Below are 20,233 nucleotides of genomic sequence, written 5' to 3'. Positions count from 1 at the left end.
CGCCAGGACCACGCCCCTGCTTGCGGGCCCGCACTCACGATAAGCGCAGATCGGGGACCGGGTCAGCCTTGACGACGAAAGACCACCCGATCGGGCCATACCCGTGTGACGGGTGCGTACCAGTGGGACGACGTCGTCCACAGGGGGGCCCGGGACCGGTGCGCCGTCCACAGGTTCGCCCGGGGGGTGGTGCGCGGCGGTGGTCGCGGTGGAGGGTCGGGGAGTGGTCCGCGCCGGCCACCCCGGCCGCGTCGCTGACCGCCGACGGGGGAGGGGAGTGCCATGGAGGAGGTCAACTCGGTGCGGCTCGTGGGACGGGTCAGTGCCGTGGGGGAGCCGCGCGAGCTGCCGAGCGGGGACACGGTGCAGACGCTGCGCCTCGTCGTGCCGCGGGCGGCGCGCGGTGCCAAGGGCGTGGGCGCTTCGGGTGGGTCCGCCGGCTCGGCCGCCACGGTCGACACGATCGACGTCGCCTGCTGGACCGCCGGGGTACGGCGCACGGCCGCCTCGCTCGCCCCCGACGACCGGGTCGAGGTCGAGGGATCGCTGCGGCGCCGGTTCTTCCGCACGGGAGCCGGCGTGGGCAGCCGGTACGAGGTCGAGGCGCGCCGGCTGCGCCGGGTCAAGGAGGTGGGGGAGCGGGCGGGGTGACCGCAGGGTGTGGTGGCGGCCGGTCGGGGTCAGGAGCGCTCGGCGAGCATGGACTCCAGGAGCCTGATCTCCGAGGTCTGCGCCGAGGCGATCGCCGAGGCCAGGGTCCGCACCTCCTGGGTGCCCGCCTCGGCGACTGCGGCGTCGGCCATGGCGACCCCGCCGCGGTGGTGGTCGATCATCAGCCGGAGGAAGATCCGCTCCGCCTCGACCCCGCTCGCCGCCCGCAGCTCGTCGAGCTGGGCGGGGCTCGCCATCCCGGGCATCGTCCCGTCGGGGCGGGCGTGGGCGTCGGCGTGCTGCCCCCCGACCCAGGCCATCGGCTCCCGGCTGCCGGTCTGCGGGAGCCCCCACAGCCGCAGCCACGCGTACATCTGCCCGGCCTGCTGCTGCTGGCTCGTGGCGATGTCGTAGGCCAGGGTCCGCACGTCGGCGTCCTCGGTCCGCGCGTAGACGAGGAAGGCCATCTCGACCGCCTGGTGGTGGTGGGTCTGCATGTCGCGGGCGAACCCGGCGTCGGCGCTCCAGTCCGACGGGGCCGACGAGCGGTCCCCGCCGAGCCAGAGGGTGCCGAGGACGCCGAGGAGCAGCGCGACGACCGCGGCGCCGGCCACCAGGGCCCACGACGCGCCGACGGAGGAACCCCTCGGCGCGTCGTCGGCGTGCAGCCCGAAGCCGGCGTCGGAGTCGGCCACGTCGTGTCGCGTGGTCGCGCCGAGGTCGTCGCGCTCGCTCGTCACGGGCTCTCGGCGGTCACTGGCTCGCGGTCGCGGACGGCGTCGGCGAGGCGGAGTCGGAGGGCGTCGGCTGCTCCATCTGGCCGCCCGGGGTCACGCCGTCCGTCCCGCCGGTGCAGGACGCACCCGGCTCCGGCGTCTGCGGGCCCTGCCGGTACTCCTTGACGAACTCCTCGAGGCGCGGGTCGTCGACGCCGGTCAGCTTGAGCTGGGTCCCCCAGGCGCTCGCCACGACGGGGGCGTCGAGCCCCTCGAACGGGGAGACCACCATGTAGGTGTCGGGGAGGGAGTCGACGAGCTGCTCGACCTGGTCGGCCGGAAGGTCGGGGCGGTAGGTCACCCAGACGGCGCCGTGCTCGAGGGAGTGCACGGCGTTCTCGTTCGGCACCGGAGCGGTGTACACGCCGCAGTTGAGCCACGTCGGGCTGTGGTTGCCACCGACCGGCGGGGTCTGCTCGTAGGTGACGGGGTCCGTCGTGTGGTCGCGCGAGACCTCGAAGGTCTGGACCGCGTCGAGCGTCGGCCGCGTCGAGACGTCACGCCAGATGGTGAAGCCCACGATGCCCGCGATGAGCAGGATCACCGTGAGCACCGAGGTGATGAGGACGAGGCGGGTCCGCCGCTCCTTGGCCTGCTGCTCCTTGCGCAGGGCCTCGAGCTTGTCCCGGCCGGCCCGGGCACCGCCCGCTGGCCTGGTCGACTTGCCCACCGTCGTGCTCCTCACTACGTCGTCGATCTCGGCGTGCACCGGTCGGGGCCACCGAGGTGCACAGCGATCACCGGGGGCCCCACGTTCCCGTGGTGCCCGCACATTGTCACCCACGCGCCCGGGCCGGCGTATCACGGGCCCGCAGCGTGTCCTCCCTGGTCGGTCGCGGCGCCGCACCGTCCCGCGTGAGCCTCCCGGAGCGGGAGGCCCCGCTCAGCGTGGCTCGCGAACGCCGATAATCGACATTATGTCATTTCAAGGGGACGGACACCCCTCCTCACCCTCCCCTTGTGGTGGGTCCGTCCCCACGGCGTCGGGGTGCGAGACTCCGCCGCATGGACGTCATCGAGGCCGGGGGTCGGACGTGGACGGTGAGCCGCGCAGTCGAGGCCGACGTCGCCTCGGACGACGGCCTCGAGCTCGCGCTGTGAGCGACTCCCGCGGCACCCCCCTGGACCACGCGACGACGACCGGGCGCCCTCGCGGCCTCGGGGTCCGCACGCTCGGGCTCCTCGTCCCGGGGGTCCGACGGGTGCAGGAGGACGTCGAGCCGTTCGCGGCCGCCTGGCGCGCGAACAACACCCGGGCGCTGGACTCCCCCGGGCGGCGCTGGGTCGTCCTCGGCGACTCGATGTCGCAGGGTGTCGGGGCGTCGGCCTGGGACGCCGGATGGGTCTCCCAGCTGGCCGGGTGGCTGGAGGCCTCGGGGCGTCCCCTCGTGGTCGTCAACCTCTCGGCGACCGGGGCCCGCTCCACCGACGTCCTCGAGCGACAGCTCCCCGCCCTCGAGGCGCTCCCCCGCGCCCGGGACACCGACGCACCGGACCTCGTCACGGTGCTCGCGGGGTCGAACGACCTGTTCGCGGGTGGCCGGGCCCGGCGGCGGCTCCCCGACGCGTTCGGCGACCTCGTGGGGCGGCTGCCGCGCGGCGCCGTCGTGGCCACGCTCCCCCAGCCTCGGGCGGCGGCCCGCCGGGCCAACGTCCACGTCGAGAGGGCCGGCGCCGCAGGCCACCTCGAGGTCGTCGACATGAGGAGCGAGGGCCCGAGGTCGTGGAGCGGACGCCTCGCCGCGGACTGGTTCCACCCCAACGACGCGGGGTACCGGGAGATCGCGCGCGCCTTCCTCCCCCACGTCCTCACGGCGCTCACGGTGGGACCGGAGCGGTCAGGGTAGCGGCGAGCTCCCCTGCGCCACAGGCGCGTTCGTCACGGGAGGGCCAGGGGGCACGGGGCAGGGAGCGCCCTCGCAGCACGGGCGGATCCATCCGCACCCGTCGCAGCGCTCGTGCGAGGTCTCCCAGCGCATCAGGGTCCCGCACGCGGGACACGGTTCGGTGAGGTCGGGCACGTCATCGAGGGTAGACAGCCCGACGCCCCCCGCGGCAGCGGCTCGCCGGGGGCGTCGTGGCGACCAGGGGTGGCTCAGCCGCGCAGCGCCGCCCCCAGCTGGCGGAAGTCGTCGACGAGGGTTGCCATGTCGTCGTCGGTGTGCGCCAGCGACACGAGCCACTGCTCGTCGAGGCCGGGAGGGGTGAGGATGCCGCGGTTGACACCCCACAGCCAGGACAGCTCGGCGAGACCGAAGTCGGTCGCCTTGTAGTCCCGGTAGTTGCGCACCGGGGTGGTCGCCCAGGTGACGCATCCCTTGACCCCGAGACCCACCGTGTGGGCCGGCAGCTCGAACTCGTCGATGACCGCGTTGATGGCGTCGAGGGCGCGGACGTTGACACCCTCCGCGGACGCGAGGGCCTCGGGCGTGCACAGCTCGTCGACGGCCTTGGCCGCCGCCATGACGAGCGGGTTGCCGTTGTACGTGCCGAAGTGCGCCATCCGGCCGTCGACGACGACCTCCATGACGTCGCGCCGGCCGCCGAACGCCGCGAGGGGCAGCCCGCCGCCGATGGACTTGGCGAGGGTGATGAGGTCGGGGGTGACGCCGAGCCGCTGTGCGGCACCGGCCGGGCCGGCGGTCAGGCCGGTCTTGACCTCGTCGAAGATGAGGACGACGCCGTGGGCGTCGCACGCGGCGCGGACGGCGGCGAGGTAGCCCTCGTCCGGGACGACGATGGACAGGTTCTCGATGACCGGCTCGACGACGAGCGCCGCGATGTCACGCCCGTGCTCGGCGAGGACGCGGTCCAGCTGCCCGAGGTCGTTGTACGCGACGACGTGGACCGTGCCGGCCTCGACGTCGAAGGGCACCTGGGGGGTGGGCGCGTCGGCCGGGCCGATCTCGTCCAGACCGGGCTTCACCGAGACCTGGAGGGCGTCGTAGCCGCCGTGGTAGCCGCCCTCGATCTTGATGATCGCCTTGCGCTCGGTGTACGCGCGCGCCGCCCGGATGGCATACATGAGCGACTCGGTGCCCGAGTTGGTGAAGCGGACCATGTCGAGCTGGAACCGCTCGCAGAAGCGCTCGCTCATCTCGGTGGCCTGGGGCGACGGGGTGACGAAGAGCGTGCCGGTGCTCGTGAGCGCCTGGGTGACGTGGGCGACCACGGTGGGGTTGAGGTGGCCGACGAGCATCGCGCCGAAGCCCATGGACAGGTCGAGCAGCCGGTTGCCGTCGACGTCGGTGAGCCACGCGCCGCGCGCCGAGGCGACCGAGATCGGGTACGGCTCCCAGTGCTGGAAGGAGCTCGTCACACCGAGCGGGAGGGTCTTGGCGGCCCGCAGGTTGTGCTCGCCCGACCCGGAGGACCACCCGGTGAAGCGCTCCCACTCCGCGGCGAGCAGCCGCTCGACGACGGAGCGGTCGACCGGCGTGGACCGCTCGGGCAGGCGCCGGTAGGTGCCGGGGTCGTGGGCCGGCACGGACAGGGCGGCCGACGTCATCAGGTGCTCGCTCATTGCGCTCTCCTCCCCCGTCCGTGACGGGGTCTCGACAGGGTGCGACCCGGACAGCGACCAAGGGCGATGTCTACGGATCGAGTCATCCGACACCCTACCGTCCTTCGGATCCCGCCTCAAATGGCCCGCCAACCGGCGCATACCGTGATCCGACGCCCGCCCTCTAGGCTGGGTGGCACCATGCAGTGCGACTACTTCGACGCCCACCGGTGCCGCTCGTGCGCGCTCATGGGCGTCCCGTACGGCGACCAGGTCCGGGCCAAGGCCTCGAGGGCGGCCGAGGCGTTGCGTGGGGTCGCGGCCGGCGTCGAGTGGCACCCCCCGCTCACCGGCCCGGAGTCGGAGTTCCGCAACAAGGCCAAGCTCGTCGTCGCGGGCCGCGCGGGCGCGCCGACGTTCGGCATCCTCGACCGCGAGGGCCGCGGGGTCGACCTGCGCCGCTGCGGCCTCTACGAGCCCGGCCTCGCCGCCACGTTCGACCCGCTGCACCGCCTCGTGGCCGAGCTCGGCATCGTGCCCTATGACGTGCCGGGCCGGCGCGGCGACCTCAAGCACCTCATCGTCACCCACTCCCCCGACGGCGAGCACCTCGTCCGGTTCGTCGTCCGCTCCCCCGGGTCCGTCGACGTCCTGCGCGCGGCCCTCCCCGCCCTGCGGTCCGCGCTGCCCTCCGCCAGGGTCGTCACGGCCAACGTCCTCGCGGAGCACAAGGCCGTCCTCGAAGGCGACACGGAGGTGGTCCTCACCGACGAGTCGCTGCTCCCGATCCGGCTCGGGGACGTCACCCTGTTCCTCGGCCCTCGCAGCTTCTTCCAGACCAACACGCGCGTCGCCACCGGCCTGTACGCGCAGGCGCGGGCGTGGGCGGAGTCCCTCTCCCCCACCGTGGTGCACGACTACTACTGCGGCGTAGGCGGGTTCGCCCTGCACCTCGCGGCTCCCACCCGACGGGTCGTGGGTGTCGAGACGTCGGAGGAGGCGGTGGCGGCCGCGACCGAGGGTGCGCGGGCCAACGGAACCGGTTCTCCCGACGTCGAGTTCGTCGCCGGGGACGCGACGACCGTTCGCCTGGAGGGCTCGGCCGACCTCGTCGTCGTCAACCCGCCGCGGCGTGGGCTCGGCCCCGAGCTCGCCGCGTGGCTCGACGCGTCGGACGCGGCCCACCTCGTGTACTCGAGCTGCCACCTCGGCAGCCTGGGCCGCGACCTCGCGGCGATGCCGTCGTGGCGGGCCGTGGAGGCCCGGGCGTTCGACATGTTCCCCCAGACCGACCACCTCGAGACCGCCGTTCTCCTGACCCGTCGCTGACCCCTGGCGGCGCCGGGGCCGTACCGTGCCGGCATGACGTTCTCCATCGCCGCACACGACGGTGACGCCTGGGGTGTCGCGGTCGCCAGCCGGTTCGTCGCCGTCGGCTCGGTCGTGCCCGCCGTGCGGCTCGGCGTCGGCGCCGTGGTCACCCAGTCGATGGCGCGCTGGGCCTACCGCGACGAGGTGCTCGACGCGCTCGGACGCGGCGCCGAGGTCGGCCCCGCCCTCGGCGCCGCCACCGCGGCCGACGCCGGCCGGGCGTCGCGACAGGTGGGAGCCGTCGGGGCCACCGGCGCCGCGACGTTCACCGGCGACGAGTGCTTTCCCTGGGCCGGGGGCCGCGCCGGCGGCGACGCGACCACGGCGTGGGCCGTGCACGGGAACATCCTCACCGGTCCCGAGGTCGTCGACGCGATGGAGGAGGCCTTCCTCGCCGCCGCGGGCCGGCGGCTCGACGAGCGACTCCTCGCCGCCCTCCTCGCCGGTGACGCCGCGGGCGGGGACTCCCGCGGCAGGCAGAGCGCCGCGCTCCTCGTCCTCGCCCCGGGAGCCGGGTACGACGCCAGCGGCGTCCTCGCCGACCTCCGCGTCGACGACCACCCGCAGGCACCCACCGAGCTGGCCCGCGTCCACGCCGTCGCGACGCTCGTCTTCGGCGGCCCCGAGGACGTCGCCCCGCTGGAGGGATCCCTGCGCGACGAGGTCGCAGCCCACCTCGTCACCCTCGGCCATCGCCCCACGCCGGCACCGGACGGGGTCGAGCGCGCCCTCGGGGCGTGGATGTCCGGGGCGAACCTCGAGAACCGGCACTCCCCCGCCGGGATCGACGCCCGCGTCCTCGCGGAGCTCCGTTCGGCCGCCGCGGCCTTGACCGACTCCTGACCGGATCCGGGGTGACTCCAGACGTCCTCCATGCTGTCCGCTGACCGGACCCGACCTAGCGTCTCGCGGTGTTGCCCACCGGAACCCGGTGAGCCCGACGAGAAGGAGTTCCCCTCATGAGTCGACCCCTCGCACGCACCGCAGCCGCGGTCGCCGGGACCACGCTCGCCGTCAGCACCGCGTTCGTGGCGACCGCCGCGGCCGTGCCGACGAGCACCGACGGCGCACCCTCGTTCCAGGAGTTCCGGGCGTCGACGTTCAAGGACTTCGACACCCAGTACATCGTCAACGGCGACGAGCCGGCGGCGACCGACGGTGTGCTCCGCCAGTTCTACGACACGATGGTCGCCCAGCCGGACACCGACGTCGACGGCCTCATCGTCAACCGGGTCAACGGCCAGGACGACAAGTGGTCCGCCAGCCAGGCGCTCAACCTCACCTACTGCGTCAGCACCAAGTTCGGCGCCGACTACAGCCGTGTCGTCAGCGCCATGACCGCCGGCGTGGGTCAGTGGGAGGCCGCGACCACGAAGGTGAACTTCACCCACGTCACGACCCAGGACGGCAGCTGCACCACCCGCAACAACGCCATCGTGTTCTCGGTCGAGCCGACGAGGACCACCCAGTACATCGCGCGGGCGTTCTTCCCGAGCAGCCCGAAGTCCTCGCGCAACGTGCTCGTCAACGCCGCGAGCCTGTACAACGCCGGTTCCTGGACCCCGAGCAACATCATGGCCCACGAGCTCGGCCACACCCTCGGGTTCCGCCACGAGCACACCCGCCCCGAGGCCGGCACCTGCTTCGAGGACAACAACTGGCGTGCGCTGACCCCCTACGACTCGGCGTCGATCATGCACTACCCCCAGTGCAACGGGACGTCCGACGACCTCAGCATGACCGACCAGGACCGCGCCGGCGTGCGCGCCCTCTACGGCAGCTGACCCCGAACGGTCCGGCCCTCGGCAACCTGTCCTGCCCCGTTCCGGCACACCGTCATCCACCGAGGGCGGCCCGCCGGTTCAGCGAGCGGGCCAGGCTCCCTCACCCTGTCGGGCGACCTCCCCCGCGGGGTCGCTCGTGAAGTCGACGACCGTGGTGGGGCTGTCGCCGCACTCCCCCGAGTCGATGACGACGTCGACGACGTGGTCGAGCCGCTCCTTGACGTCCCAGCCATCGGTGAGCGGCTCGCTCTCGCCGGGAAGGATGAGCGTCGAGGACAGCAGCGGCTCGCCCAGCTCGGCGAGCAGCGCGCGCACGACGGGGTGCTCGGGGATCCGCACCCCGACGGTGCGCTTCTTCGCGTGGAGCAGCCGGCGCGGCACCTCGTGGGTCGCCGGGAGGATGAAGGTGTAGGGCCCCGGGGTCGACGCCTTGACCGCCCGGAAGACGGCGTTGTCGACGTGCACGAGCTGTCCCAGCTGCGCGAAGTCACGGCACACGAGGGTGTAGTGGTGCTTGTCGTCGAGGCGGCGGATGTCGCGGATGCGGTCCTTGGCCTCCTGGTTGCCCATGAGCGCCCCGAGGGCGTAGCCGGAGTCGGTGGGGTACGCGACGAGCCCGCCGTCCCGCAGCACCTGGACCGTCTGCGCGACGGCGCGCGGCTGCGGGTCGACCGGGTGGACGTCGAGGTAGCGCGCCATGGGCTCACCCTAGGCCCGCGGCCTCAGGTGGTGCGCAGGCCGCGGCCCCAGAGCTCGACGGTCTGGACGACCCAGAACACCGCGAAGAGCAGGATGAGGACGACCTCGACCCACAGGACGAGGTGCTCCCACTGCGACACGAACGCCAGGGCCACCGTGAGCCCGAGCGTCACGAGCATGAGGGTCGCGATGGTGCGGTAGACCGGCACGTACCGGCTCGCGGCCGGTGCGGCGCTGCCCTGCGCCACCGCACGGTCGACGTCGCGGCCGTTGAGCCAGACGGCGACGACGATGGCGAGGAACATCGGGATCGCCGCGGCGTCGTGCCCGTGGTCGAGGAAGGTCTGACGGGAGACGAAGAACCAGACCGCTCCCCCGGCCATGACGAGGACGGCGACGGCGAGCCCCAGCCGGGTCCCTCGCGGCGACGGGGCTCGGCGCGCGAGGGAGAAGGCGAGCACGATCGCGGCACCACCGAGGACGAAGAGCGCCTGCATGTTGTTCGCGACGGCCGGCGCCGCGTCGGCCGGCGTGATCGGCACCGACGAGCAGGAGCCGGGGTCCCCCGTGGGGATGAAGGCCACCCCGGGCGCGAGCATCCCGGCGAAGTTGAGCGCGACGTCCTCCCCCGGCGTGTTGCCCTTGAGCGCGACGAGGCAGATGCCCATCGTCACGAGGACGCCGACGAAGACCGCCCGCACGGGCGTGTGCCAGTAGGCGCTGACCGAGGTCTGGAGGCAGTCGAACCCGGTGGCGCCGTACTCGATCGCCACGGCCGAGAACAGGAGCAGCACGAGCCCGGCGAGCGCCAGGCGCAGGTACCCGTACGTGCGGACGGCGGCGAGGGCGGGATCCTGCTCCATGGTGACCTCGCTCAGCCCTCGTGCATCGCGATGGGCGCGCCGCGCTGCACCGTGCGCGAGACGGTGCACAGCCGGTCGTGGCTCTGCGCGATGGCGCGCGGCAGCCGCTCGCGCGCCCGGTCGCCGCCCTCGCCCTCGGGGTAGCGGATGCGGAAGGTGACCTCGATGTCGGCGAGCACGTTCTCGCCGTCGACCTTGGCCTTCACGCCCTCGGCGACGACGTCGAACGACGTCGGCTCGGCGAGGCGGCTCGTGATGAAGTCGACGTCGGTGGCGCTGCACGCCGCCATCGAGACGAGGAAGAGCTCGACGGGGGTGAACTCGGGCGACTCACCCCCACCACCGACGAGCATCGTGCCGCCCCGGGCGTTCGTGACCTCGTACAGGCCCTTCTCGACCCGCGTCATCGACACGCTGCGGTGGCCGAGGCCGGTGCCCCCGGTCTCCTGCTCCTGCGCCATCAGGCACCCCATCTCTCTGCGAGGGCGCGGACGACCTTGAGGTCGCGCCACGTCGTGGTGAGTCCCGTCATCCGTTCGATGCGGGCGTTGGTGAGCGTGGTCCGGTGGAACGGGTTGCCGAGCTCGGCGAGGACGGTCGTGCCGAGGACCCGCACGCGCTCGCCGTCCGCGTCCCACGCCTCGAGCTCGTCGGCGGCGGCCCGGGGCACGGTGCCGTCGGCGAGCGCGAGGTAGCGCCTCCCGGCGGGCTGGAGCAGCGCCGGGACCTCGTCGACCTCCGCGACGAGGGCGCGCAGCTGCGCGGGCGTGCGCACGATGCACGGGACCTCGAACCCCTTCCACGCCTCGATGACGCGGCCCAGCTCGGCCGAGACCTTCGCCGTGGAGCGCGCGGACGTGCGCACCCTGACGTTGCCGCTCTGGATGTAGGTCTTGACGTCCTCGAAGCCGGCCTCGGTGAGGACGTCGCGCAGGTCGGCCATCTTCACCTGTCGCGCACCGACGTTCACCGCACGCAGGAAGGCGACGTGGACCGGCATGCGCCCATCCTGTCACCGCTCTGCGACAGTGGGCCCATGGCGCCACCCCACGAGCCCGGAGGCCGGCTCGTCCTCCTCCGCCACGGCCAGACCGAGTGGTCGCGCACCGGGCGGCACACCGGGCGCACCGACGTCCCCCTCACGGCGGAGGGCGAGGCCGACGCCCGCTCGCTCGCGGGCGCCCTGGTCGACCTCGACATCGGCCTGGTGCTCACCTCACCGATGACGCGGGCGCGCCGCACGGCCGAGCTCGCCGGCCTCACGGGCGCGCAGGTCGACCCCGACCTCGTGGAGTGGGACTACGGCGGCTACGAGGGGCGCACGACCGTCGAGATCCGCGAGGAGCTCGGTCACCCGTGGACGGTCTTCGACGACGGCGTCGTCCCGGGCGACACCCCCGGCGAGACCGTGGAGGAGGTCGCGGCGCGGGCCTCGCGCGTCCTCGCCCGGGTGGCCCCGGTGCTCGAGGCGCGCGACGTCGTCCTCGTCGGGCACGGCCACGCGCTGCGCATCCTCACCGCGACCTACCTGCGCCAGGAGCCGCGCTTCGGGGCGCACCTCGTCCTCGACCCGGGGTCGCTGTGCGTCCTGGGCCGGGAGCGGGAGCAGCCGGCCCTCCTCGCGTGGAACGCCCCGCCGGTGCGCGGGAGCTGAGCCGCCCCCCTGGCCGCGGCCCGGCCGGGGCTGTCCGGGCGCCGTGGTCGGGACGATCGCCGGCGGAGGAGATTCCGCCGCCGACCCAGCGCGCGACGGCATCATCCTCGACTGGTGGTACGTCGACGAGGACGGCGAGACGACCTACCTCGGCTCGACTCCCGGCTGAGCTCCCGCGGCTCCCTCAGGGCAGCGGCCAGGTGTGGACCGGCTCGTTGCCGTCCATGTGGCGCGCGTACTCGGCGAGCATGAGGCGCAGCGACTCCCGCCGGTCGTGGCCCTGCGCCTCGTACGCGGCGACGGCCCGGGTTGACCACTCGGCCCCGTTGACCCCGGTCGTGCAGCGGCCCTCGATGACGCCGAGGTAGCGCTCGCGGACCGCGTCGGAGACGCCCCACAGCCGCAGGCCCTCGTGGGCGAGCGGCAGCAGGTGGCGCAGGGTCAGCTCGTCGGCGGACAGCTCGCCGAACCCGGGCCAGTACAGGCGTGCGTCGATGCCGTCGCGGGCGGCGCGGCGGAAGTTCTCCTCGCACGCGGCGAAGCTCATCTTCGTCCACACCGGGCGCTCCTCGTGGGCGAGCATCCGGATCGCGCCGTAGTAGAAGGCGGCGTTGGCGAGGACGTCGACGATGGTCGGCCCGGCCGGGAGGACGCGGTTCTCGACGCGCAGGTGCGGGGTGCCCCCGACGATGTCGTAGATGGGTCGGTTCCACCGGTAGACCGTGCCGTTGTGCAGCCTCAGCTCGGCGAGGTCGGGGGCGATGCCGGCCTCGAGCTTGGCCATGGGGTCCTCGTCGGTCGTCTCGGCGAGGAGGGTCGGGAAGTAGCGGACGTTCTCCTCGAACAGGTCGAAGATCGAGGTGATCCAGCGCTCCCCGAAGAAGACGCGCGGGCGCACGCCCTGGTTCTTCAGCTCGATGGGCCGGGTGTCGGTGGCCTGCTTGAACAGCTCGATGCGGGTCTCGGCGTGCAGCCGCTTGCCGAAGAAGAACGGGCTGTTGGCCGCGAGGGCGACCTGGGGCGCGCTGAGCGCCTGGGCGGCGTTCCAGTGGTCGGCGAAGGCCGACGGCGCCACCTGCAGGTGCAGCTGGACGCTGGTGCAGGCCGACTCGGGGGCGATCGAGTCGCAGTACGTGGCGACCCGCTCGCCGGTGGGGCCCTCGATGTCGAGGTAGATGTCCTCGCCGCGCGCGACGAAGATCGAGTCGTTGAGGGCGGTGTACCGGTTGTTCCGGCTGATCCACTCGCGCTCGTAGTGCTCCGGCATGATCGTCGGGAGGATCCCGATCGCGACGATGGTGCTGCCGACCTCCCGCGCCTTCCCCGCCGCCGAGTTGAGGGAGTCGCGCAGCTCCTGCTCGAGCTCGAGGGCGGAGTCCCCCGGGAGCGGGCGCGGCGGGACGTTGAGCTCGATGTTGTACTGCGCGAGCTCGGTCTGGTAGCTCTCGTCGGCGATGGCCTCGAGGACCTCGGCGTTGTGGAAGTGCGGCTGGTAGGCGTCGTCGACGAGGTTGAGCTCGATCTCCAGGCCGGTCATCGGGCGCTCGAACTCGAAGCTGCTCTGGGTCAGCATCCGCTCGAAGACGTCGAGGTTCTGGCGCACCTTCTCGCGGTAGCGCTGGCGCTGCTCACGGGTGTAGCTCTGCGCGCTGACCTCGGCTCCCATGGCCCGACCCAACCACAACCCGTGCGGTGACGGAAGCAGGGGCCCGAGGTTCGGGGCCCCGCGAGGTGTTTCGGTCACCTGGGGTGTCGGCGCGCTCTCCTAGCGTGGTCCTCGTGCGGCTGATCCACACCTCCGACTGGCACCTGGGGCGCGCGTTCCACCAGGTGGGGCTCCTCGGCGCCCAGGCCGCCTACGTCGACCACCTCGTCGAGGTCGTCCGGTCCGAGCAGGTCGACGCCGTCCTCGTCAGCGGCGACGTCTACGACCGGGCGATGCCGGCCCCGGACACCGTCGCGCTGTTCTCGCAGGCGCTCGAGCGGCTCGTCGACGCCGGTGCGCAGGTCGTCGTGTCCAGCGGCAACCACGACTCCGCCATCCGGCTGGGCTTCGCGTCCGGTCTGCTCTCGCGGGCGGGCGTCCACCTGCGCACCTCCGTCGCCGACGTCGGCCGGCCGGTCCTCGTGGGCGGCGTCGCCGTGCACGCCCTCCCCTACCTCGAGCCCGCCCTCGTGGCCGATGCGCTGGGCTCGCGCGAGCGCACGCACGCGGGGGTGCTGCGAGCCGCCATGGACCGCGTGCGCGCCGACGTCGCCGGGCGCGGCGGGCCCTCGGTGGTCATGGCGCACGCCTTCGTCACCGGGGGCGCCACGAGCGAGTCCGAGCGCGACATCTCCGTCGGCGGGGTCGCCGCCGTGCCGCCGTCGGTCTTCGCCGGGGTCGACTACGCGGCGCTCGGCCACCTCCACGGTCGTCAGAAGGTCGCCGAGGGCGTGCGGTACAGCGGCTCCCCGGTCGCGATGTCGTTCAGCGAGTGGCGCCACCGCAAGGGCAGCCTCCTCGTCGACCTGTCCGGTGCCGCGCCGGAGGTCGAGCACGTCGACGCGCCGGTCGAGCGGCCGCTGCGGGTGCTGCGCGGCCGGCTCGAGACACTCCTGACCTCGCCCGACCACGCCGACGCCGAGACCGCGTGGTGCCAGGTCACCCTCACCGACCCGGTGCGCCCGCCCGCGGCGATGGACCGGCTGCGCCGCCGGTTCCCCCACACCCTCGAGCTGCGCTTCGACCCCGAGGGCGCCGAGGTCGCGCTGCGGCCCTACGCGCGCCGGGTCGAGGCCCGCTCCGAGGTCGAGGTCTGCTGCGACTTCCTCGGGCACGTCCGCGGCGGACGCCCCGCCACCGACGAGGAGCGCGCCCTGCTGGCCGAGGCGGTCGAGGCCGCCCGGGTCGCCCGCGGGACCGCCGACGACGAGGGTGTGGCGCGGACCGGCGTCGCGGCCGCCGAGGGGGCGGCGTGAGGCTGCACCGGCTCGAGGTCGAGGCGTTCGGCCCCTTCGCCGACCGCGTCGACCTCGACCTCGACGCCCTGTCCTCCGGCGGGCTCTTCCTCGTCCACGGGCCCACCGGCGCGGGCAAGACGAGCCTGCTCGACGCGGTGTGCTTCGCGCTGTACGCCGACGTGCCGGGCGCGCGCAGCAAGCGCGGCCTGCGCAGCGACCACGCCGCCCCCACCGCCGTCCCCACCGTGCGCCTCGAGCTCACCGTCGGGGGGCGCCGGCTGCGGATCGAGCGCTCCCCCGAGTTCCAGCGGCCCAAGAAGCGCGGTGAGGGGTCGACGCGGGTGCAGGCGCGCGTCGTCCTCGAGGAGCGGCGAGGCACGACGTGGACCGCCCTGAGCACCCGCAACGACGAGGTCGCAGACCTCGTCAAGGACGTCGTCGGCCTGGGGCTCGCCCAGTTCGCGCGGGTCGTCCTGCTCCCCCAGGGCGACTTCGCGACCTTCCTGCGGGCCACGCCCGAGGAGCGCCGGGAGGTCCTCGAGCGGCTGTTCGACATCTCGGTCTTCTCCGACGTCGAGGCGTGGCTCGCGCAGACGCGGCGCACCACCGGGGCCGCCCTCGACGAGGCCCGGCGCGGCCTCACCACCGACCTCGCCCGCCTCGAGGACGCCCTCTCGGGGGTCGTCGACGCCCCGGTCGGGACCGGGACCGACGTGCCCGGTGCGGTGGACGGCGCGGCGCCCGGCGAGCCGGTGGCACCGACCCCGCTCTCCGAGGTGCCCGTCGCCGCCGTGCCGGGGCGGCTCGTCGAGGTCGCCGAGGCGCTCGACGCCAGGCTGACCGTGGCCCTCGCCGACGTCGACGCCGCGGAGGGTCGCGAACGTCTCGCCCACGAGGCCCTCGTCGCGGCGACCCGCCTCACCGACCTGCAGCAGCGCGGTGCGCGCGCCCGCGCGCGCCTCGCCGAGCTCGCCGACGAGGCCCCCGACCACGGGACACGGCGCTCGCGGCTCGACGCGGCGACGCGTGCGGCCTCCCTCGCCGGACACCTCGGGGCGGTCCGCCGGGCGGAGGCCGACACCGCCGGGGCCGACGCGACGGTCGCCGGCCACCTCGCCCGCGCCACGACCCTCGGCGTCCCCGTCGACGTCCCCGGCGCCGCCGACACGGCCGCCCGGGTGCACGCCCTCGACGACGTCGTCCACGACCTCGTCACGGCAACCCGTGCGGCGACCGACCTGCGCGAGCGCATCGAGGCGGCCGTCACCCGCCGCGACGGCGCCGAGGCCACGGTGGTGTCGGCCGACGCCGCGCTCGCCGACGCCCGTCCCGAGCTCGAGGCCCTCGAGCTCGAGGCCGTGCGGCTCGCCGGGGTCGCCGAGCGGCTGCCCGCCCTCGAGCTGGCGCTCTCCGCGCACCACGGCCGGCTGCGCGCCGTCGCCGCCCTCGAGGCCGACCTCGAGGCGCTGCACATGCTGCAGCCCCGCCTGCAGACGGCCCGCGACGCCGTCCTCGGGCACCAGGACGTCCTCATCCGGATGCGCCAGAGCCGCCTCGACGGCCTGGCCGCCGAGCTGGCGCGCTCGCTCGAGGAGGGTGCGCCCTGCCCGGTCTGCGGCGCCCTCGACCACCCCCGGCCGGCCCCGGCCGGAGACGCCGCGACGGCCGAGGACGTCGCCGGGGCTGAGGTCGTCCTCGACGCCGCCCGGGTCGAGCTGGCCCGGGTCGAGACACGGACTGCGGCGCTCGAGGCGTCCGCGGCCACGCGACGCGAGGCCCTCGGCGACACGACGAGGGCCGCTGTCGAGTCCGACGTCGCAGCCGCCGCCCAGGCCCTCGCCGACGCCGGCGCCGAGCAGCAGCGCTCGGTCGAGGTGCTGGCGCGCCTGTCGGAGCTGCGCGACCGCCTCGCCCAGCTCACGACCCGTCGCGACGGGGCGGCGGCGACGGCCGCGAGCCTCGAAGAACAGCTCGCCGAGCTCACGACGGAGGCCGCCGCCACCGCGCAGGTGCTCGACGCGGCCGTCACCGCCCACGCCGGATGCCCGTGTGGCTCAGCCGACCCCGCGGGTCACGCCACGTCGGCGAGGACCCTCGACCTCCTCGCCGACGCCGTCGCCCAGCAGGACGAGGCCGCCGCCCGCTACCGCGCCGCGGTCGGCGACCTCGAGGAGGCCGTCGGCGCGGCCGGCTTCGCCGACGTCGGGGAGGCCGCCGGGGCAACCCTCCCCTCGGCCGACCTCGACCGGCTGCGCCGCACGGTCGCCGCCCACGACGACGCCCTCACGGCCGCGGCCGCCGTCCTCGAGGACCCCGACGTGGCCGAGGCCCTCGCCACCGAGCCCCCCGACCTCGCCGCCGCCGAGGAGGCCGCCCGCGTCGCCCGCGCGACGGCCGTGGCGTCGTCGACCCAGCGCGAGGTGCTCACCCGGGCGGTGCGTGTCCTGACCGGGTTGCGCCCCTCCCTCGAGGCCAGCTGCGCCGATGTCGCCGCCCTCGAGGAGCGGGACGCCCGCGTCCGCGACCTCGCCGACGTCGCCGGGGGCGTCGGCCCCGACAACACCCTGAAGATGCGTCTGACCTCGTTCGTGCTCGCCGCGCGCCTGGAGAAGGTCGCGGCCCTGGCCAACGAGCGGCTCGCCGTGATGGGCGGGGGGCGCTACCTCCTCGAGCACACCGACGAGCGGGCGTCGGGTGGCGCGCGGTCCGGGCTCGGTCTGCGCGTCCTCGACCAGTGGACCGGCCGCACCCGCGAGACGGCCTCGCTGTCGGGTGGGGAGTCCTTCATGGCCTCGCTCGCCCTCGCCCTCGGCCTCGCCGATGCCGTCAGGGAGGAGGCTGGCGGGCACGACCTCGCGACCTTGTTCGTCGACGAGGGCTTCGGCAGCCTCGACGACGACAGCCTCGAACAGGTGCTCACCGTCCTCGACGGCCTGCGCGAGGGCGGGCGCGCGGTCGGGGTCGTCAGCCACGTCGCCGACCTGCGGGCGCGGGTGCCGCACCAGGTCGTCGTCCACAAGGGCACCGACGGCAGCCACGTCGAGGTCCGGGTCGGCGCGGCCGCCGACCCGGCCGCCTGACGGCCTCAGTCCTCGAACGCCTCCGGCGAGGGGCACGAGCACACGAGGTGCCGGTCGCCGTACGCGCCGTCGATGCGGCGCACCGGCGGCCAGTACTTCGCGGTCGCGTCCACGCCCTCCGGGAAGGCGGCGAGGCGGCGGTCGTAGGCGAGGTCCCACTCGCCCACGAGGGACTCGGCGGTGTGCGGGGCGCCCCGCAGCACCGAGTCGGCGGCCGACACCGCACCGGACCCGACCTCGTCGATCTCGCGACGGATGGCGATCATCGCCTCGCAGAAGCGGTCGAGCTCGGCCCTGTCCTCGCTCTCGGTCGGCTCCACCATGAGGGTGCCCGCGACCGGGAAGGACATCGTCGGAGCGTGGAAGCCGTAGTCGATGAGCCGCTTGGCGACGTCGTCGACGGTGACGCCGGTCTCCTTGGTCAGCGGGCGCAGGTCGAGGATGCACTCGTGGGCGACGAGGCCGTCCTGTCCGGAGTACAGCACCGGGTAGTGCTCGCGCAGCCTGGCGGCGACGTAGTTGGCGTTGAGGACGGCCACCTCGGTGGCGCGGCGCAGTCCGGCTCCACCCATGAGTCGGACGTACGCCCACGAGATCGGCAGGATGCTCGCCGAGCCGTACGGAGCCGCCGAGATCGGGCCGACACCGCTCGCGGGACCTGCGGCCGGGTCGAGCGGGTGGTTCGGGAGGAAGGGCGCGAGGTGCTCGCGGACGCCGACCGGACCGACGCCCGGGCCGCCACCGCCGTGGGGGATGCAGAACGTCTTGTGCAGGTTCAGGTGCGAGACGTCGGCGCCGAACTTCCCGGGGCGGGCGACCCCGACGAGGGCGTTGAGGTTCGCCCCGTCGACGTAGACCTGCCCGCCGGCGTCGTGGACCATCGCGCACAGGTCGGTGATCGTGTCCTCGAAGACGCCGTGGGTCGAGGGGTAGGTGACCATGATCCCGGCGAGGTCGTCGCGGTGCTCCTCGACCTTGACCTTGAGGTCGTCCATGTCGACGTTGCCGGTGATCGGGTCGGTCTTGACGACGACGACCTTGAGCCCGGCCATGACCGCGCTCGCCGCATTCGTGCCGTGGGCGCTCGAGGGGATGAGGCACACGCGCCGCTCCCCGTCGCCGCGCGAGCGGTGGTAGGCCGCGATGGCGAGCAGCCCGGCCAGCTCGCCCTGCGACCCGGCGTTCGGCTGGAGGGAGACCGCGTCGTAGCCGGTGATCTCGCACAGCCAGCCGCTCAGCTCGTCGACGAGCCCGCGGATGCCCTCGGTCTGGTCGAGCGGGGCGAACGGGTGGGCCTGCGCGAACTCCGGCCAGGTGACCGCGACCATCTCGGTCGTCGCGTTGAGCTTCATCGTGCACGAACCGAGCGGGATCATGCCGCGGTCGAGCGCGAAGTCGCGGTCGGACAGCCGCCGCAGGTAGCGCAGCATCGAGGTCTCGGAGTGGTGGGTCGAGAACACCGGGTGGGTCAGGTAGTCGGAGGTGCGGGTGACCTCCTGCGGCCAGTCGGGGCGCGCGACCTCGACGTCGCCGGTGACGGAGACGCCGAACGCCTTGCAGACCCGGTGCAGGTCGACCTCGCCGGTCGTCTCGTCGACGCTCAGCTGGACGGTGTCGGCGTCGACCTTCCACAGGTTCACACCCGCGGCCAGCGCCTGGGCCACGACGTCGTCGGCGCGGCCGGGCACCCGGGCGCGAAGGGTGTCGAAGAACGGTCCGTCGACGAGCTCGACACCGCCGGCGCGCAGCGTCGTCGCCAGCGCCGCGGCGTGGGCGTGCACCGAGAGCGCGATGGCTCGCAGCCCCGCGGGTCCGTGGTAGACGGCGTACATGCTCGCCATGACGGCGAGGAGCACCTGCGCGGTGCAGATGTTCGACGTCGCCTTCTCCCGGCGGATGTGCTGCTCGCGGGTCTGGAGGGCCAGCCGGTAGGCCGGGGCGCCGACGGCGTCGACCGACACGCCGACGAGGCGCCCGGGCATCGTGCGCTCGAGGCCCTGGCGGACGCTCATGAAGCCGGCGTGCGGGCCGCCGAAGCCGACGGGTACGCCGAACCGCTGCGAGGTGCCGACCGCGAGGTCGGCGCCCCACTCCCCCGGCGGCGTCGCGAGGGTCAGGGCGAGGAGGTCCGCGGCGGCGGTGACGAGCGCCCCGGCCTCGTGGGCGGCGTCGGTGAGGGCGCGCCAGTCGTGGAGGCGGCCGTCCATGGCGGGGTACTGGACGAGGACGCCGAAGACGTCCTTGCCCCCCGCGGCGGCGCGCAGGTCGTCGGCGGAGGCCACCCCGGTGAGGTCGGCCTCGACGACGGGGATGCCGAGCGGCACCGCGCGCGTGCGCACGACGGCGAGGGTCTGCGGGAACACCTCGGGGTCGACGACGAGGACGGCGTCGGCCGGGGCCTTGGACGAGCGGCGCATCAGCGTCATCGCCTCGGCGGCGGCGGTGGCCTCGTCGAGGAGCGAGGCCCCCGAGATCGGCAGGCCGGTGAGGTCGGAGACGACCGTCTGGAAGTTGAGGAGGGCCTCGAGGCGGCCCTGCGAGATCTCCGGCTGGTAGGGCGTGTACGCCGTGTACCACGCGGGGTTCTCCAGGACGTTGCGCTGTACGACGGCGGGCGTCAGCGTCCCGTAGTACCCGAGCCCGATCATCGTCGTGACCCGGCGGTTGCGCTTCGCGACCGCCCGAAGCTCCTCGAGGACGGCGGCCTCGGAGGCCGCGGGCTCGATCGCAAGAGCGTCGTGGGCGCGGATCCCCCCGGGGACCGCCGCGTCGACGAGGTCGTCGAGCGAGGAGCGGCCGATGACCCGCAGCATCTCGGCGACGTCGTCCTCACGGGGGCCGATGTGCCGGCCGGCGAACGCGGGAAGGTCGGGGGTGGCGGTGCTCACGGGACTCCTCGGGGACGACGAC

The 20,233-nt window shown here is 74.1% G+C and carries 18 protein-coding genes; 9 read left to right on the top strand and 9 right to left on the bottom strand.

Annotation, left to right across the window (positions count from 1 at the left end; genetic code table 11):
* Nucleotides 1-282: 282 nt before the first annotated feature.
* Entirely contained in the window at nt 283-651 is a 369-nt protein-coding gene (locus ACK8HX_RS12505; RefSeq protein ID WP_411941037.1) for a single-stranded DNA-binding protein, read from the top strand.
* Between the two features lie 29 nt (nt 652-680).
* On the opposite strand, the gene ACK8HX_RS12500 is transcribed toward ACK8HX_RS12505, so the two are convergent.
* Nucleotides 681-1,391, bottom strand: a complete 711-nt coding sequence (locus ACK8HX_RS12500) for a DUF305 domain-containing protein (protein WP_411941036.1) — start codon at nt 1,389-1,391, stop codon at nt 681-683.
* Nucleotides 1,392-1,404: 13 nt separating this feature from the next.
* Complete coding sequence (locus tag ACK8HX_RS12495) at nt 1,405-2,097, bottom strand: DUF3105 domain-containing protein (protein WP_411941035.1); 693 nt, start codon at nt 2,095-2,097, stop codon at nt 1,405-1,407.
* A 427-nt stretch (nt 2,098-2,524) separates the two neighbouring features.
* Here ACK8HX_RS12495 and ACK8HX_RS12490 point away from each other — a divergent pair, with 427 nt between their 5' ends.
* Nucleotides 2,525-3,274: an SGNH/GDSL hydrolase family protein gene (locus ACK8HX_RS12490; RefSeq protein WP_411941034.1), complete on the top strand. Its 750-nt coding sequence runs from the start codon at nt 2,525-2,527 to the stop codon at nt 3,272-3,274.
* Nucleotides 3,275-3,522: 248 nt separating this feature from the next.
* Here ACK8HX_RS12490 and ACK8HX_RS12485 read toward each other — a convergent pair whose 3' ends face one another.
* On the bottom strand, nt 3,523-4,950 hold the full coding sequence (locus ACK8HX_RS12485) for an aspartate aminotransferase family protein (protein ID WP_411941033.1): 1,428 nt from the start codon (nt 4,948-4,950) through the stop codon (nt 3,523-3,525).
* Between the two features lie 180 nt (nt 4,951-5,130).
* On the opposite strand from ACK8HX_RS12485, the gene ACK8HX_RS12480 reads away from it, so the two are divergent.
* The 3 genes from ACK8HX_RS12480 (at nt 5,131) to ACK8HX_RS12470 (ending at nt 8,084) form a co-directional block, all read left to right on the top strand.
* Nucleotides 5,131-6,258 carry a methyltransferase domain-containing protein gene (locus ACK8HX_RS12480; protein ID WP_411941032.1) on the top strand — a complete coding sequence of 376 codons (1,128 nt, stop codon included), beginning with the start codon at nt 5,131-5,133 and terminating at the stop codon, nt 6,256-6,258.
* A 33-nt stretch (nt 6,259-6,291) separates the two neighbouring features.
* Nucleotides 6,292-7,143: a DUF1028 domain-containing protein gene (locus ACK8HX_RS12475; protein WP_411941031.1), complete on the top strand. Its 852-nt coding sequence runs from the start codon at nt 6,292-6,294 to the stop codon at nt 7,141-7,143.
* Nucleotides 7,144-7,259: 116 nt separating this feature from the next.
* Entirely contained in the window at nt 7,260-8,084 is an 825-nt protein-coding gene (locus ACK8HX_RS12470) for a M57 family metalloprotease (protein ID WP_411941030.1), read from the top strand.
* A gap of 78 nt (nt 8,085-8,162) precedes the next feature.
* Here the strand turns inward: ACK8HX_RS12470 and ACK8HX_RS12465 are convergent, their stop codons facing one another.
* From ACK8HX_RS12465 to ACK8HX_RS12450, 4 genes are read right to left on the bottom strand one after another with little or no spacing between them, the layout of a single operon-like run.
* On the bottom strand, nt 8,163-8,783 hold the full coding sequence (locus ACK8HX_RS12465; protein WP_411941029.1) for an L-threonylcarbamoyladenylate synthase: 621 nt from the start codon (nt 8,781-8,783) through the stop codon (nt 8,163-8,165).
* Between the two features lie 23 nt (nt 8,784-8,806).
* Nucleotides 8,807-9,646 carry a hypothetical protein gene (locus ACK8HX_RS12460; protein WP_411941028.1) on the bottom strand — a complete coding sequence of 280 codons (840 nt, stop codon included), beginning with the start codon at nt 9,644-9,646 and terminating at the stop codon, nt 8,807-8,809.
* Nucleotides 9,647-9,657: 11 nt separating this feature from the next.
* A complete protein-coding gene (locus ACK8HX_RS12455) occupies nt 9,658-10,107 on the bottom strand; it encodes an OsmC family protein (RefSeq protein WP_411941027.1) in 450 nt (149 codons plus the stop codon).
* The gene (locus ACK8HX_RS12450; protein WP_411941026.1) at nt 10,107-10,646 is read right to left on the bottom strand and encodes a DUF1697 domain-containing protein; all 540 of its coding nucleotides are present in this window, start codon (nt 10,644-10,646) and stop codon (nt 10,107-10,109) included. The genes ACK8HX_RS12455 and ACK8HX_RS12450 overlap by 1 nt, the downstream gene beginning before the upstream one ends.
* A gap of 36 nt (nt 10,647-10,682) precedes the next feature.
* On the opposite strand from ACK8HX_RS12450, the gene ACK8HX_RS12445 reads away from it, so the two are divergent.
* Both ACK8HX_RS12445 and ACK8HX_RS12440 read left to right on the top strand, forming a co-directional pair.
* Nucleotides 10,683-11,300, top strand: a complete 618-nt coding sequence (locus ACK8HX_RS12445; RefSeq protein WP_411941025.1) for a histidine phosphatase family protein — start codon at nt 10,683-10,685, stop codon at nt 11,298-11,300.
* Nucleotides 11,301-11,343: 43 nt separating this feature from the next.
* Nucleotides 11,344-11,469 carry a hypothetical protein gene (locus ACK8HX_RS12440; RefSeq protein WP_411941024.1) on the top strand — a complete coding sequence of 42 codons (126 nt, stop codon included), beginning with the start codon at nt 11,344-11,346 and terminating at the stop codon, nt 11,467-11,469.
* Nucleotides 11,470-11,484: 15 nt separating this feature from the next.
* On the opposite strand, the gene ACK8HX_RS12435 is transcribed toward ACK8HX_RS12440, so the two are convergent.
* A complete protein-coding gene (locus tag ACK8HX_RS12435; RefSeq protein WP_411941023.1) occupies nt 11,485-12,966 on the bottom strand; it encodes a glutamate--cysteine ligase in 1,482 nt (493 codons plus the stop codon).
* Nucleotides 12,967-13,079: 113 nt separating this feature from the next.
* On the opposite strand from ACK8HX_RS12435, the gene ACK8HX_RS12430 reads away from it, so the two are divergent.
* Nucleotides 13,080-14,261: an exonuclease SbcCD subunit D gene (locus ACK8HX_RS12430; protein WP_411941022.1), complete on the top strand. Its 1,182-nt coding sequence runs from the start codon at nt 13,080-13,082 to the stop codon at nt 14,259-14,261.
* Nucleotides 14,258-17,323, top strand: coding sequence for an AAA family ATPase (locus ACK8HX_RS12425; protein WP_411941021.1), 3,066 nt, complete (start codon nt 14,258-14,260; stop codon nt 17,321-17,323). Before ACK8HX_RS12430 ends, ACK8HX_RS12425 begins: the two co-directional genes overlap by 4 nt.
* A gap of 5 nt (nt 17,324-17,328) precedes the next feature.
* On the opposite strand, the gene gcvP is transcribed toward ACK8HX_RS12425, so the two are convergent.
* Nucleotides 17,329-20,211: an aminomethyl-transferring glycine dehydrogenase gene (gcvP, locus tag ACK8HX_RS12420; protein ID WP_411941020.1), complete on the bottom strand. Its 2,883-nt coding sequence runs from the start codon at nt 20,209-20,211 to the stop codon at nt 17,329-17,331.
* Between the last annotated feature and the right edge of the window lie 22 nt (nt 20,212-20,233).

The organism is Oryzobacter faecalis (genome assembly GCF_046764005.1).
GTDB lineage: Bacteria > Actinomycetota > Actinomycetes > Actinomycetales > Dermatophilaceae > Oryzobacter > Oryzobacter faecalis.
The sequence above is the reverse complement of the archived record's forward strand: the minus strand, read 5'-3'. Positions and strand labels throughout refer to the sequence as shown.

Bases quoted from the DNA above. Each gene is read 5' to 3' on its own strand.
- ACK8HX_RS12505 (WP_411941037.1), top strand. From the start codon at position 283: ATGGAGGAGGTCAACTCGGTGCGGCTCGTGGGACGGGTCAGTGCCGTG.
- ACK8HX_RS12485 (WP_411941033.1), bottom strand. From the start codon at position 4,950: ATGAGCGAGCACCTGATGACGTCGGCCGCCCTGTCCGTGCCGGCCCAC.
- ACK8HX_RS12480 (WP_411941032.1), top strand. From the start codon at position 5,131: ATGCAGTGCGACTACTTCGACGCCCACCGGTGCCGCTCGTGCGCGCTC.
- ACK8HX_RS12475 (WP_411941031.1), top strand. From the start codon at position 6,292: ATGACGTTCTCCATCGCCGCACACGACGGTGACGCCTGGGGTGTCGCG.
- ACK8HX_RS12470 (WP_411941030.1), top strand. From the start codon at position 7,260: ATGAGTCGACCCCTCGCACGCACCGCAGCCGCGGTCGCCGGGACCACG.
- ACK8HX_RS12465 (WP_411941029.1), bottom strand. From the start codon at position 8,783: ATGGCGCGCTACCTCGACGTCCACCCGGTCGACCCGCAGCCGCGCGCC.
- ACK8HX_RS12460 (WP_411941028.1), bottom strand. From the start codon at position 9,646: ATGGAGCAGGATCCCGCCCTCGCCGCCGTCCGCACGTACGGGTACCTG.
- ACK8HX_RS12455 (WP_411941027.1), bottom strand. From the start codon at position 10,107: ATGGCGCAGGAGCAGGAGACCGGGGGCACCGGCCTCGGCCACCGCAGC.
- ACK8HX_RS12450 (WP_411941026.1), bottom strand. From the start codon at position 10,646: ATGCCGGTCCACGTCGCCTTCCTGCGTGCGGTGAACGTCGGTGCGCGA.
- ACK8HX_RS12445 (WP_411941025.1), top strand. From the start codon at position 10,683: ATGGCGCCACCCCACGAGCCCGGAGGCCGGCTCGTCCTCCTCCGCCAC.
- ACK8HX_RS12435 (WP_411941023.1), bottom strand. From the start codon at position 12,966: ATGGGAGCCGAGGTCAGCGCGCAGAGCTACACCCGTGAGCAGCGCCAG.